The organism is Rummeliibacillus pycnus, from assembly GCF_044359855.1.
Taxonomy (GTDB): domain Bacteria; phylum Bacillota; class Bacilli; order Bacillales_A; family Planococcaceae; genus Rummeliibacillus; species Rummeliibacillus pycnus_A.
On record NZ_CP132291.1, the window covers coordinates 3,623,307 to 3,637,934 of the forward strand.

Consider the following 14,628-nt stretch of genomic DNA (forward strand, 5'->3'; position numbering starts at 1 on the left):
TTATTAAATATTAATGTAAAAAAAGTAGGGAGCACAGCTTATGGTGTTCCCTCTTTTTCAAGAAAAAAGCATGATGGAGGTTCCAATGAGTATGCCACAGTACAAAAGAGTAGTCATTAAACTTAGTGGAGAAGCCCTTGCTGGAGAAGAAGGCTTTGGCTTATCACCTAAAATTGTTAAATCAGTAGCAGAACAAGTAAAAGAGGTTGTTGATCTAGGGGTAGAAGTTGCCCTAGTAGTCGGTGGCGGAAACATTTGGAGAGGGAAAATTGGTGCTGAAATGGGCATGGAACGTGCAAATGCCGATTATATGGGCATGTTAGCAACTGTTATGAATGCATTAGCACTTCAAGATTCACTTGAAAATCTTAGCGTTCCAACACGTGTGCAGTCATCAATTGTTATGACGCAAGTAGCAGAACCATATATCCGTAGAAAAGCGGTTCGTCACTTAGAAAAAAAACGTGTTGTTATTTTTGCAGCGGGCACAGGTAACCCTTACTTCTCTACAGACACGACAGCAGCGTTACGTGCAGCTGAAATTAATGCAGATGTCATTTTAATGGCTAAAAACAACGTAGATGGCGTATACTCTGCAGATCCAAAAACAAATGCAGATGCAGTAAAATATGATAATCTAACATACTTAGAAGTAATTCAACAAGGATTGCAAGTAATGGATTCAACAGCGTCCACTTTATGTATGGATAATGATATTCCATTAATCGTGTTCTCTATTACTGAAAACGGTAATATTAAACGCGCCGTATTAGGCGAAACAATCGGAACAGTTGTTAGGAGGAATTCATAATGTCAAAAGAAGTTATGGCAAAAGCTGAAGAAAAAATGACAAAATCGATTCAAGCGTTTACTCGTGCATTAGCATCTATTCGCGCTGGTCGTGCAAATGCTTCGTTACTAGACCATGTAAGCGTTGAATATTATGGCGCACCAACCCCTATTAATCAACTAGCTGGTATTTCAATTCCTGAAGCACGACTATTGGTTATTCAGCCTTATGATAAAACAGTTCTTGGTGATATCGAAAAAGCATTGTTGAAATCTGATATTGGTATCACACCTACGAACGATGGTAATGTTATTCGATTAACAATTCCGGCTCTAACGGAAGAACGTCGTAAAGAACTAGTTAAATTAGTGAAAAAAGAAGCAGAAGAAGCGAAAGTTGTCATCCGCAATGTTCGTCGTGATGCTAATGATGAATTTAAAAAATTAGAAAAAGCTGGCGAAATTACTGAAGATGATTTACGTGGTTTCTCAGATGATATCCAAAAACTAACAGATGCAAATATTGTTAAAGTCGATGAAGTTGCAAAAGAAAAAGAAAGCGAAATTATGTCTGTTTAATCATTCAGCAGAAGTCTCCACTTCTATTGGTGAAAAGATGAATACAGAATTTTTTTCTACTATAAGCAGTTGTTTAAAAAATCGCTGACATTAGTTAAAGTCTCAGGTGGATGTTACAAAATTCAAATTGTGCAAACACAGTTCGAAATTTGTACGCAATTACGCTGAGGCGTAATTGATTTTTTAGAACCTTGTGTTTTTTAAGACGTCCTATAAGTACAGGGACGTCTTTTTTTGTTAAGATTAAGGAAAAAAATCCGTATTTTTGATATGATAGAAGTAGTATACGTTCCGATTTGTAAGTTAGTGGAGGATTCTAAATGTTAAACAAACTCGTATGGGGAAAATCAGATAAACAACGTCAAGATTTACAGGAACGAATTTCAGATATTTCAAATGAACAAGTGCCTGCCCATATAGCAATTATTATGGATGGTAACGGAAGATGGGCGAGAAAACGTGCATTACCTCGTGTTGCTGGACATCATGAAGGAATGAAAAACGTACGTAAAATTACACGAGCTGCAAATGCAATCGGAGTAAAAGCCATTACGTTATATGCTTTTTCAACAGAAAACTGGAAACGCCCAAGAAAAGAAGTAGAATTTTTGATGCGGTTACCTGAAGAATTTTTAGGTTCATTTCTGCCTGAGTTAATGGAGCTAAATATTCGAATTGAAATGATTGGCGAAATGGATGAATTGCCAGGTCATACACAGCGCGCAGTTCAAAACGCGATGAATCAAACAAAAGAAAATACAGGAATGGTTCTTAACTTTGCATTGAACTATGGCAGTCGGAAAGAATTAGTACTTGCTATGCAACGAATAGCCAAACAAATTAAGGATGGAGAATTAGATGTATTAGATATTTCAGAGGAGAATATTTCATCTGGACTTATGACTGCTAATTTACCAGATCCTGATTTATTAATTCGCACGAGTGGAGAAATTCGTTTGAGTAATTTTATGTTGTGGCAGCTTGCTTACACTGAATTTTGGTTTACGGAGATCCTATGGCCAGACTTTGACGAGCATGCCTTTTATGATGCTATTAAAGACTATCAAAAACGCAATCGCCGATATGGTGGATTGAAAGGAGAATAAGGAAGATTGAAACAGCGTATTATTACGGCGCTAATTGCCGCTGCACTGTTTATACCATTCGTCATCTATGGTCAATTACCATTTACCATTTTGATATACGTAATGGCGGCAGTAGGGTTATATGAAATATTGAAAATGCGAGGAATTTCGTTATTCTCACTTCCAGGAATCATCACATTATTTGCATTGTTTGTTATATTAATGCCAGATGATTGGAGTGAACGAGTCCAAAATGCAACATCTTATTCAAAGATTGAATATCTATTCATAATTGCAATATTATTGCTGATTTACACAGTACTAGTAAAAAATAAATTTACGTTTGATGATGTAGGTTTTTTATTAGCAAGTGCTATGTATGTTGGAATTGGATTCCACTTCTTTATTACAACACGAGCAGAAGGTTTAGCATATGTTGTTTATGCATTAGTTATTGTATGGACTACTGATTCAGGAGCATACTTCATTGGTAGAAAACTCGGGAAAAATAAATTATGGCCAGAGATTTCGCCAAATAAGACAGTTGAAGGTTTTGTCGGTGGAATCGTTGTAGCTATTATTGCAGTAATTATTTTCCAATTAATTGCCAAATTAGATATATCTTACGTAACATTAATTATAGTATCGATTGTAGCTTCTATATTTGGTCAATTAGGTGATTTAGTAGAATCAGCAATTAAACGTCATTATGGTGTGAAGGATTCTGGGAAAATACTGCCCGGGCATGGTGGGATATTAGACCGTTTTGATAGTCTATTATTCGTTTTACCATTGCTCTATTTCTTGCACTTCATTGGATAAGGGAGTCTTTTAAATGAAATCAATTAGCTTATTAGGAGCTACAGGCTCCATTGGCTTGCAAACATTAGATATTGTAAGAGAACATGCGGATGAATTTGAAATTGTGGCATTTGCAGCAGGTAAAAATATCGAAAAAACAAAAGATATTATTCGTGAGTTTAAACCCAAATTAGTATCTGTACAATTAGAGAAAGATGCATATACTCTTTCTAAAGAGTTTTCTCATATTGACTTTACTTATGGAACAAAAGGATTAGTAGATGTAGCTACTTTTTCAGAAGCAACCGTTTTATTAAACGCAGTATTAGGAAGTATAGGTCTTGAAGCAACATTAGCAGCAATTCGCGAAAAGAAAGCAATTGCAATCGCCAATAAAGAAACGCTTGTGACAGCTGGACACTTAGTAATGAGTGAAGCAAAAAAATATGGTGCGCCAATTTTACCAGTTGATAGTGAACATTCTGCTCTTTGGCAATCAATGCAAGGTGAAAACCGTAAGTCTATATCACGCTTAATTCTTACCGCTTCAGGTGGTAGCTTCCGTGACAAAACACGTAAAGAGCTTGAAAATGTAACGATTAAAGAAGCATTAAATCACCCCAATTGGTCAATGGGAGCCAAAATTACAATCGATTCAGCAACCTTGATGAACAAAGGTTTAGAAGTAATTGAAGCTGCGGTATTATATGACATGCCATATGACAAAATTGATGTATTAATCCATCGAGAAAGCATTATTCACTCAATGGTTGAATATCATGATACAAGTATAATGGCTCAACTAGGTACCCCAGATATGCGTACACCAATTCAATATGCATTAAGCTACCCTGAGAGATTACCAAGACTGGCAGCTGAAAGATTAGATTTAGCAAAAATTGGTCAATTGCATTTTGAAAATGTAGATTTAAATCGTTTCCGTTGCTTAGATTTCGCATATCAAGCTGGCAAAATGGGTGGTACAATTTTAACAGTTATGAATGCCGCAAACGAGGCTGCTGTTGGTGCATTTTTGCAAGGGGAAATTAAATTCCTTGAAATTGAAGACATTATCGAAAAAATGATGAACGATCATATGAACATTCAACATCCAGATTTAGAAACTATTTTACATGTTGATAAAGAAACGAGAAAAACAGTTCAAAGCATGCTAAAATAGCAATAGTAGTGATTTTACACAAGCTGAAAAAGGTGGGATTCCATGCAATCAATCATTGCATTCATCGTAGTATTCGGTTCCATCGTGTTTTTCCATGAACTAGGTCACTTCATCTTTGCAAAACGTTCTGGTATATTAGTGCGTGAATTTGCAATTGGCTTTGGTCCCAAGATATTAGGGATCAATAAAGGCGAAACCTTGTATACCATTCGCTTATTGCCAATGGGTGGTTATGTCCGTATGGCAGGAGACGATGCAGATGTGGTTGAACTTCAACCAGGTTATCGAATTGGAATGCTGTTGAACGATCAAAACGAAGTAACGAAAATCGTTTTAAACCAAAACAAGCAATTGCCTGACATGCTATTCCTTGAAGTGGAAAAGGCAGATCTTCAAAAAGAATTATGGGTTGAAGGTTATGATGAAGATGAAAAACTTGTACGTTACAATATAGCGCGCAATGCGGTTATCGAAGAAAATGGTAGTGAACTTATTATTGCTCCATATGACCGTCAATTTAATTCAAAATCAGTGGGTAAACGAGCAATGACTATTTTTGCAGGCCCATTGTTTAACTTTATTCTTTCAATTATTGTGTTTATCGCTATTGCGTTAATGCAAGGCGTACCGACATATGAACCAGTGATTGCTGGTGTTGTAAAAGATAGCCCAGCTGCTAATGCAGGATTGGAAAAAGGTGATGTCGTAACAGCTATAAATGGTAAATCTATTGATAGTTGGCAACAATTATCAGATGCGATTCAAAACAATCCTGAAAATCAATTAACATTAGATCTTAAACGAAATAGTGGTAATGAAAGCATCAAAGTAACGCCAACTAAAAAGACAATAGAAGGACAAACAATAGGTCAAATTGGTGTGCAATATCAAAGTCCTGTGGAAAAAAATCCATTGAAAGCAATTGCATTTGGTTTTTCAGAGACTTATCATTGGATTATTAAAATCTTTACCATCCTCGGATCGTTAATTACAGGAGGATTTTCGATTGATGCATTATCTGGTCCGGTAGGTATATACAAAGCAACTGAAGAAGTTGCAAAATACGGATTTGTTAACATTATGAACTGGGCAGCTGTATTAAGTATTAACTTAGGAATCATGAACTTACTTCCATTACCTGCATTAGATGGAGGTCGTTTATTATTCTTCGGATTCGAAGCTGTTCGTGGTAAACCAGTTGATCGTCAAAAAGAAGGAATGGTCCATTTCGTGGGGATTGTACTATTAATGATTCTCATGATAGCGGTAACCTGGAATGATATACAACGGTTCTTCTTTTAAAATCAATTACGCCTCGGCGTAATTATGTCTAAGAGGCTTTAACTACTTTAGTGATTGTTGGACATCCACTGAAAATAACAGAAAAAGTTTGCATTAACTCACCACCAATAGAGGTGGGAGACATATGCTGAAAAAAGTTACACTAATTATATATTGCTCAAAGTGAGGTTTTTTTGATGAAACAAAGCAAAACATTTATCCCAACTTTGCGCGAAATACCTGCTGATGCAGACGTTAAGTCTCATCAGCTCTTATTACGTGCTGGTTTTATTCGCCAAAATACAAGTGGGGTTTATTCATTCTTGCCATTAGGAATTAAAGTACTACAAAAAATTGAACAAATTGTCCGTGAAGAAATGGATGCAGCTGGTGCTGTGGAATTATTAATGCCATCATTGCAACAAGCTGAACTATGGCAAGAATCCGGTCGTTGGGAAGCTTACGGCCCTGAATTAATGCGTTTAAAAGACCGTCATGATCGCCAGTTTGCTCTTGGTCCAACTCATGAAGAAGTCATCACTTCACTAGTACGTGATGAAATAAAATCATATAAAAAATTGCCTTTAGCTTTATATCAAATTCAAACTAAATTCCGAGATGAAAAACGACCACGCTTCGGTCTACTACGTGGTCGTGAATTTGTGATGAAAGATGCATATTCTTTCCATGCAAACCAAGAAAGTTTAGATGAAACATATCAAGATATGGTTAAAGCTTATACAAATATATTCACTCGTCTTGGCTTGAAATTCCGTGCAGTAATCGCCGATTCTGGCTCAATAGGTGGTACAGATACACACGAATTCATGGTGTTATCTGAAATTGGTGAAGATACAATTGCTTATTCTGATGAAACAGATTACGCAGCTAATATTGAAATGGCTGAGGTAAATGTTGACTATACACATTCAAGCGAAGAAATGAAGGATCTCGAAAAAGTAGCAACTCCAGATCAAAAATCAATTGAAGACGTAGCTACGTTCCTAAATGTTAAACCAGAACAATGTATCAAAACATTAGTATTTAATGTAGATGACGAATTAGTTGTAGTGCTTGCTCGTGGTGATCACGAAATTAATGATATTAAACTAAAACACGCATTAGATGCTGAATCGGTTGAATTAGCAGAAGAAGACGCTATTTTTGAATTATTAAATTGCCATGTAGGTTCATTAGGACCAGTAAAATTACCTGTGAATGTGAAAGTAATAGCAGATAATGCTATCAAATCAATCCGTAATGGTGTAAGTGGAGCCAACGAAGATGGCTATCATTATATTAATGTAAATCCAGGTAGAGATTTTGCTATTGATCGTTATGAAGACTTACGTTTTGTACAAGTTGGTGATCCAACACCAGATGGTAAAGGTACAATTAAATTTGCTGAAGGAATTGAAGTTGGACATGTCTTTAAATTAGGTACAAAATACAGTGATTCCATGAAAGCAACATTCTTAGATGAAAATGGTCGTTCACAACCATTTATCATGGGTTGCTATGGTATTGGTGTTTCTCGTGTAATGGCAGCTGTTGCAGAGCAATTCCAAGATAGCTACGGATTTGTATGGCCTAAACAAGTTGCACCATATGATATTCACCTAATTTCAGTAAACGAAAAAGATGAAGCGCAAAAAGGCTTAACTGAAGACCTTTACAAATTGTTGAAATCATACCGCTATGATGTGCTATATGATGATCGTAAAGAACGTGCAGGGGTTAAATTTGCGGATGCAGATTTAATCGGTTTACCAGTACGAGTAACAGTTGGTAAAAAAGCTGCAGAAGGTATTGTTGAAGTTAAATTCCGTCAATCAGGTGAAACATTCGAATGGGCGAAAGAAGAGCTAGTAGATCGCTTAAATAATTTCTTTCATGCTGAATAATTAACGATTGCTACGGGTCATTTTAGGAGAGAAAGTACACTTGTACTTTCTTTTCTTTATTTAAGGATCTGTTATATGACATTGTTGATTATTTAATGAATCTTACTAGAGCGAAATGCGGAGAATCCTGCAAGGAGGCTCGTCGGTTCGCCAACATAAGGAGTTACCCGTAATAAAAAAAGAAGCGGTTTGTTCATATATGTAAGACAGAAAGTAGGTGGGAAGATGGCAAACGAACAAGATTCAAAATTAAAATTCCAGCTCTTATTACAACAGATTAATATGACAGAAGACGTCTTTATGCCATTTTTTGAAGCGGCTGAAATGACACGCTTGACTGTGCATAAAACAGACCGTGTTTGGCGCTTTTCATTGAAATTACAAAATATATTACCTTTTCGAGTATATCAAGATTTTCAAATGCGTTTAGAAGCAGCGTTTTCTCAGATTGCGAATGTATTCGTTGATATAGAAGCAGAAAATCATCAAGTATCACAACAAATAATTTCAGATTACTGGCTGAAGATTGTCGAAGAAATTGATGAAATGTCTCCACCATTAAGAGAAGAGTTAGTAAAACAATTCCCTGAATGGAATGGACAAAAGCTAATGCTCAATTGTCAACAAGAATTCCAATTGATGACATTAAAAAGTAAATATGCAGAGGTCATTTCAAAGGCATATATGCATTTTGGTTTCCCTTATATGGCGATCGATTTTCAATTAAAAGAAACAACGGAAGATTTAGCGGAACAACAACAAGCGTTTCTTGAACAGCGTCGTAAAGAAGAAGCTGCTTTTGCACAAAAAGCTGTAATGGATATGCAAAAACGTGAAAAAGAAAAACAAGAAAATCCTGATTTGTCCGATGCTACTGATAGACCTTTCCAATTGGGTATCCCAATTAAACCGGATGAACCTATGATGGAAATTCACCAAATTCAAGATGAGGAACGACGAGTAGTAATTGAAGGATTTGTTTTCGATGTGGAAGTAAAAGAATTACGAAGCGGGCGGTCATTGTTAACAATTAAGTTAACCGATTACACTGATTCTATTTTGGTCAAAATGTTCTCACGCGATAAAGAGGATGCAGCTCTTATGCAAATGGCGAAAAAAGGAATGTGGTTAAAGGTACGTGGTTCTGTTCAAAATGATACGTTTGTTCGTGATTTAATCGTGATGGCTCAAGACATGATGGAGATTAAACCAACATTAAGAGTGGATAAAGCACCAGAAGGGGAAAAACGTGTAGAATTACATTTGCATACACCAATGAGTCAAATGGATGCTGTCTCCTCAGTCGAATCGCTTGTAGGTCAAGCAGCCAAATGGGGGCATCCTGCAATTGCAATTACGGATCATGCGATAGCACAATCGTTCCCTGATGCCTATAATGCAGGTAAAAAACATGGCATTAAGATTATTTATGGTATTGAAGCAAACTTAGTGAATGATGGTGTGCCAATCGCATACGATGACCAACATCGTTTACTTGAAGATGATACATTTGTTGTATTTGACGTGGAAACAACAGGGTTGTCTGCAGCATATGATACGATTATTGAACTTGCGGCAGTAAAGATTAAGAATGGCGATGTAATCGATACATTCGAAAGTTTTGCCAACCCACATCATCCGTTGTCTGCTACAACGATTGAATTAACAAGTATTACCGACGATATGGTCAGAGATGCACCTGAAGTGGTCGACATGATTGCAAAATTCCATGACTTTATCGGAGAGGCAATTGTTGTAGCGCATAACGCAACATTCGATGTTGGTTTCCTTTATGAAGCTTATAAAAAAGCAGGAATTGATGATTTTCATCACCCTGTAATTGACACTTTAGAGCTTGCACGTTTCTTACATCCAGAAATGAAAAACCACCGATTAAATACATTATGTAAAAAATTCGGTATTGATTTAACGCAACATCATCGTGCTATTTACGATACAGAAGCTACAGGCTTTCTACTGTTACATTTATTAAAAGAAGCCGACGAACAAGATATTAAATATCATGATGACTTCAACAAACATATAGGTGGAGGAGATGCTTTTAAAAGAGCACGTCCTACACACTGTACGATTTTAGCTGTTGATAATGATGGACTAAAAAATCTGTTTAAACTTGTCAGTGAATCACATGTTAAAACATTCTATCGAGTGCCACGAATTAAACGTTCATCATTACAAAAATATCGCCAAGGACTACTAATAGGTACTGCTTGCGATAAAGGTGAATTCTTTACAGCAGTTATGCAAAAATCGATGGACGAAGCGATGGAAGTAGCAAAATTCTATGATTATTTAGAGGTACATCCCAAAGCCGTTTATGCACCTTTAATTGAAGCTGAATTAATTCGCGATGAATGGAATCTAGAAGATATAATTCGTAAAGTTGTGAAAATCGGGAAAAAATTAGATAAACCTGTTGTAGCAACTGGGAATGTGCATTATTTAAGTGAAAATGATGCGATTTTCCGTAAAATCCTATTACGTTCTCAAGGTGGCGCAAATCCTTTAAATCGTTATGAATTGCCAAAAGTTCATTTACGAACAACAGATGAAATGTTGCAAGATTTTGCGTTTTTAGGGGAAGATATAGCGAAAGAGCTTGTTGTGACAAATTCACAAAAAATAGCAGATATGATTGGGGATGTTGTACCAGTAAAAGATAAATTGTACACTCCTCGTATTGAAGGTGCGGAAGAAACAGTTCGTGAAATGAGTTATAATATGGCGCATAAAATTTATGGACCAAACCTTCCCGAAATAGTAGAGGCACGTCTTGAAAAAGAATTGGGCTCTATTATTGGCCATGGATTCTCTGTTATTTACCTTATATCACATAAGCTTGTAAAAAAATCATTAAGTGATGGCTATTTAGTAGGTTCGCGTGGTTCAGTTGGATCGTCGCTAGTTGCGACAATGATGGAGATTACAGAAGTTAATGCATTGCCACCTCACTATGTTTGTCCAAATTGCCAGCATGTAGAATTCTTCAATGATGGTTCCGTTGGCTCTGGGTTTGACTTACCAAACAAGGATTGCCCTGAATGCGGAGCACACTACAAAAAAGATGGTCATGATATTCCCTTCGAAACATTCCTGGGTTTCAAAGGGGATAAAGTTCCCGATATCGATTTAAACTTCAGTGGTAGTTACCAACCACGTGCACATAACTATACGAAAGTATTGTTTGGTGAAGATTATGCATATCGGGCAGGTACAATTGGTACAGTTGCAGAAAAAACAGCTTACGGATATGTAAGAGGATATGCAACAGACCATAATATAAATATGCGTGGCGCAGAAATAGATCGTCTTGTACAAGGTTGTACAGGAGTAAAACGAACAACAGGTCAGCATCCGGGCGGTATTATTGTAGTACCAGACTATATGGATATATACGATTTCTCACCATTCCAATTTCCGGCTGACGCACAGGATGCAGAGTGGAAAACAACACACTTCGATTTCCACTCTATCCATGATAATGTGTTAAAACTTGATATTCTTGGACACGATGATCCGACGGTTATTCGTATGCTTCTTGATTTAACAGGAATTGATCCAAAAACGATTCCGACCGATGATCCTGAAGTTATGAAAATCTTCACAGGACCAGAATCTTTGGGTGTAACTGCTGAGCAAATCAATTGTAAAACAGGTACATTAGGTATACCGGAATTTGGAACGAGATTTGTGCGTCAAATGTTGGAAGAAACAAAACCGTCTACTTTCTCAGAACTTGTACAAATTTCAGGTTTATCACATGGTACAGATGTATGGTTAGGAAATGCCAGTGAATTAATCGAAAATGGCACTTGTGTGTTATCTGAAGTTATTGGTTGTCGTGATGATATTATGGTTTATTTAATTTACCAAGGTCTCGAACCATCATTAGCATTTAAAATTATGGAGCATGTACGTAAAGGGAAAGGGCTTACTGATGATATGGAAGCAGCAATGCGAAAAGAAAGTGTGCCAGAATGGTACATCGATTCTTGTAAAAAGATTAAATATATGTTCCCTAAAGCTCACGCAGCTGCATATGTATTAATGGCTGTTCGTATAGCATACTTTAAAGTACATTTCCCAATTGTGTATTACTGTGCATACTTTACTGTACGTGCTGATGATTTCGATTTAATCGCAATGGTAAACGGTTCACAAATGCTTCGTGCACATATTGATGAGATTGATGCAAAAGGTTTAGAAGCATCGACAAAAGAAAAAAGCTTATTAACTGTGTTGGAATTAGCACTTGAAATGTGTGAACGAGGCATGTCATTCCAAAAGGTTGATTTATATCGTTCAAAGGCAACAGAATTTGTTATTGATGGACAAAGTTTAATTCCACCATTCAATGCGATTCCAGGACTAGGAAATAACGTAGCATACGCTATTGAAAAAGCCAGAGAAGAAGGCGAATTCCTTTCTAAAGAGGATTTACAAATTCGAGGGCGAGTTTCAAAATCATTAATTGAGTATATGGATAAATTAGGATGCTTAGAAGGGCTACCAGATGCGAACCAACTGTCTCTCTTCTAGAGCTGGTTGCATTTGCTGCTAAATTGTGTTATGATTTAGTCAATTATTTGTTGATAGAACGGCAGCAAAAGAGTGGGATTTCCCGCTCTTTTCTGTTGTTATGACAACTAAGTGAGTCAGGAGGATTGTATGAGCAAAGTTACAACTGAAGTAGAACAATTAGTAACGCCAATAGTAGAAAGTCTAAACCTTGAATTAGTCGAAGTAGAATTTGTTAAAGAAGGTCACGATTGGTTTCTACGCGTTTATGTGGATACTCCTGAAGGAAGCATTGACATTGAGCAGTGTGCTCAAGTTAGTGAATTACTAAGTGTAAAACTGGATGAAGTTGATCCAATTGAACAAAATTATTTCCTTGAAGTTTCCTCCCCAGGGGCAGAACGTCCACTAAAAAAAGATGCAGACTTTGAAAAAGCAATTGATCAATTTGTGCATATTAAATCATATGAAGCCATCAACGGTATGAAAGAATTTGAAGGATATTTAAAATCATACACAGACGAAGGCGCTGAACTTGCTGTACAGATAAAAACTAGAAAAATTACAGTTCTTATACCGAAAGAAAAAATTGCAAAAGCACGCTTGGCAATTGATTTTTCAGCAGAACGTTAACTTTAGGAGTGAAATAGACAATGAGTAAGGAATTAGTCGGTGCACTAAGCGCACTTGAAGCGAAAGGTATCTCAAAAGAGGTGATCGTTGAAGCGATTGAAGCAGCACTAATTAATGCATATAAAAAGAATTATAACCAAGCTGCAAATGTCCGTGTAGACTTAAATTTAGAACGCGGCACAATGAAACTATATTCTCGTAAAGATGTTGTTGAAGAAGTGGAAGATGAACGTTTACAAATTTCTTTAGCAGATGCTCAAAGAATAAATCCTAATTATGAATTAGGTGATGTTGTTGAAGAAGAAGAAACTCCACGTAACTTTGGACGTATTGCAGCAACTACCGCAAAACAAATTGTTACACAACGTTTCCGCGAAGCTGAACGTGGCATCGTATACGAAGAATATGTAGACCGTGCGGATGATATCATTAATGGTGTTGTAGAACGCTTAGATCCTCGTAATATTTATGTAGGAATTGGTAAAATCGAGGCGGTTCTTCCACAAAACGAACAAATTCCAGGTGAAGTTTACAAACCTCATGATCGTATTAAAGTATATATTACGAAAGTTGAACGCACTTCTCGAGGTCCTCAAGTATTCGTTTCACGTACTCATCCAGGTCTATTACGTCGCTTATTTGAACTTGAAGTACCAGAAATTTTTGAAGGTACAGTTGAAATTAAGTCAATCGCACGTGAAGCTGGTGACCGTTCTAAAATCTCTGTTGTAGCTCACAATGAAGAAGTAGATCCAGTAGGTTCATGTGTTGGTGCTAAAGGTGCACGAGTTCAAACAATTGTTAACGAATTACACGATGAGAAGATTGATATCGTTGAATGGTCAGAAGATCCAGTTGTTTTCGTTGCAAATGCTTTAAGTCCTTCTCAAGTGTTAGATGTACAGGTAAATGAAGAAGAAAAATCTACTACAGTTGTAGTACCTGATTATCAATTATCATTAGCGATCGGTAAACGTGGCCAAAATGCAAGACTAGCTGCAAAACTTACTGGATGGAAAATTGATATTAAAAGTGAAACAGATGCAACTGAATTAGGAATTTATCCTCGTCAAGAAGCACAAACTGATGTTTATGAAGATATAGATAATGAATCAACTAATGCTGAAGAAGTAGAAGTGGACTTATATAAAGACGACGAAGAATAAGAAGAGTAGAATGGTTGGTAGGATTGTATTATTTCTTACCAATCGACTCTCAACGCCAGAGGAAAGGTGAGTTCTGATGCCGATCAATCGTAAAGTACCTTTAAGAAAATGCATCGCTACAGGCGAAATGCTTCCAAAGAAAGAAATGATTCGTGTTGTTCGTACAAAAGAGGGAGAAGTCACTGTTGATGTAACAGGTAAAAAATCCGGCCGTGGTGCATATGTTTCAAAATCTGAAACAGCCATCAAAACAGCTAAGGAAAAAAACGTGTTTGAACGTCAACTTGAAGTGAAAATTCCTGATCAAGTGTACGATGATTTAATGGCAATCGTTCGTAAGGAACCATCAGCATGAATACAGAACAAGCAATCTATAATTTATTAGGGTTAGCCACTCGTGCTCGTAAAGTGGTTACCGGAGAAGAACAAGTAATTAAGGAAGTACGAGGACAAAACGCAAAACTTGTGATTTTATCAACTGATGCTTCCAAAAATACACGAAAAAAAATGCAAGATAAATGTAAGTCTTTTAACGTTGAGCTACATGAATTTGCGACAAGAGATCTTCTTGGACACGCTATTGGTAGGGAGGCGAGAGTTTCCGTAGCTATTATGGACAGTGGTTTTGCAAAAAAACTGTCAGTGCTACTCAACGAAATCTAACCGGGGGT

12 protein-coding genes are annotated in these 14,628 nt (G+C 36.7%); all 12 read left to right on the plus strand.

The genetic code is table 11. From position 1 onward, the window contains the following. The first annotated feature begins 85 nt into the window (after nt 1-85). The 12 genes from pyrH to Q8X41_RS17665 all read left to right on the plus strand — a co-directional run bounded on the left by pyrH (nt 86) and on the right by Q8X41_RS17665 (nt 14,620). Nucleotides 86-811, plus strand: a complete 726-nt coding sequence (pyrH, locus tag Q8X41_RS17610; RefSeq protein WP_102692635.1) for a UMP kinase — start codon at nt 86-88, stop codon at nt 809-811. After that, entirely contained in the window at nt 811-1,368 is a 558-nt protein-coding gene (frr, locus tag Q8X41_RS17615) for a ribosome recycling factor (RefSeq protein WP_397537542.1), read from the plus strand. Before pyrH ends, frr begins: the two co-directional genes overlap by 1 nt. 320 nt (nt 1,369-1,688) lie before the next feature. Beyond that, on the plus strand, nt 1,689-2,474 hold the full coding sequence (locus Q8X41_RS17620) for an isoprenyl transferase (protein ID WP_397537543.1): 786 nt from the start codon (nt 1,689-1,691) through the stop codon (nt 2,472-2,474). 6 nt (nt 2,475-2,480) lie between these two features. After that, on the plus strand, nt 2,481-3,275 hold the full coding sequence (locus Q8X41_RS17625; RefSeq protein ID WP_397537544.1) for a phosphatidate cytidylyltransferase: 795 nt from the start codon (nt 2,481-2,483) through the stop codon (nt 3,273-3,275). 13 nt (nt 3,276-3,288) lie between these two features. Then, on the plus strand, nt 3,289-4,434 hold the full coding sequence (gene dxr / locus Q8X41_RS17630; RefSeq protein ID WP_397537545.1) for a 1-deoxy-D-xylulose-5-phosphate reductoisomerase: 1,146 nt from the start codon (nt 3,289-3,291) through the stop codon (nt 4,432-4,434). Nucleotides 4,435-4,476: 42 nt separating this feature from the next. Then, nucleotides 4,477-5,736 (plus strand): RIP metalloprotease RseP, encoded by a 1,260-nt coding sequence (gene rseP, locus Q8X41_RS17635; protein ID WP_397537546.1) that lies wholly within the window; start codon nt 4,477-4,479, stop codon nt 5,734-5,736. Between the two features lie 176 nt (nt 5,737-5,912). Further along, nucleotides 5,913-7,619, plus strand: coding sequence for a proline--tRNA ligase (locus Q8X41_RS17640; protein ID WP_397537547.1), 1,707 nt, complete (start codon nt 5,913-5,915; stop codon nt 7,617-7,619). 225 nt (nt 7,620-7,844) lie between these two features. After that, entirely contained in the window at nt 7,845-12,179 is a 4,335-nt protein-coding gene (locus Q8X41_RS17645; RefSeq protein ID WP_397537548.1) for a PolC-type DNA polymerase III, read from the plus strand. A 129-nt stretch (nt 12,180-12,308) separates the two neighbouring features. Continuing rightward, nucleotides 12,309-12,791 (plus strand): ribosome maturation factor RimP, encoded by a 483-nt coding sequence (rimP, locus tag Q8X41_RS17650; protein ID WP_397537549.1) that lies wholly within the window; start codon nt 12,309-12,311, stop codon nt 12,789-12,791. Nucleotides 12,792-12,811: 20 nt separating this feature from the next. Then, entirely contained in the window at nt 12,812-13,957 is a 1,146-nt protein-coding gene (gene nusA, locus Q8X41_RS17655; RefSeq protein WP_397537550.1) for a transcription termination factor NusA, read from the plus strand. A 76-nt stretch (nt 13,958-14,033) separates the two neighbouring features. After that, nucleotides 14,034-14,312: an RNase P modulator RnpM gene (gene rnpM / locus Q8X41_RS17660; protein ID WP_397537551.1), complete on the plus strand. Its 279-nt coding sequence runs from the start codon at nt 14,034-14,036 to the stop codon at nt 14,310-14,312. Then, the gene (locus Q8X41_RS17665; protein WP_397537552.1) at nt 14,309-14,620 is read left to right on the plus strand and encodes a YlxQ family RNA-binding protein; all 312 of its coding nucleotides are present in this window, start codon (nt 14,309-14,311) and stop codon (nt 14,618-14,620) included. The genes rnpM and Q8X41_RS17665 overlap by 4 nt, the downstream gene beginning before the upstream one ends. Nucleotides 14,621-14,628 lie beyond the last annotated feature (8 nt).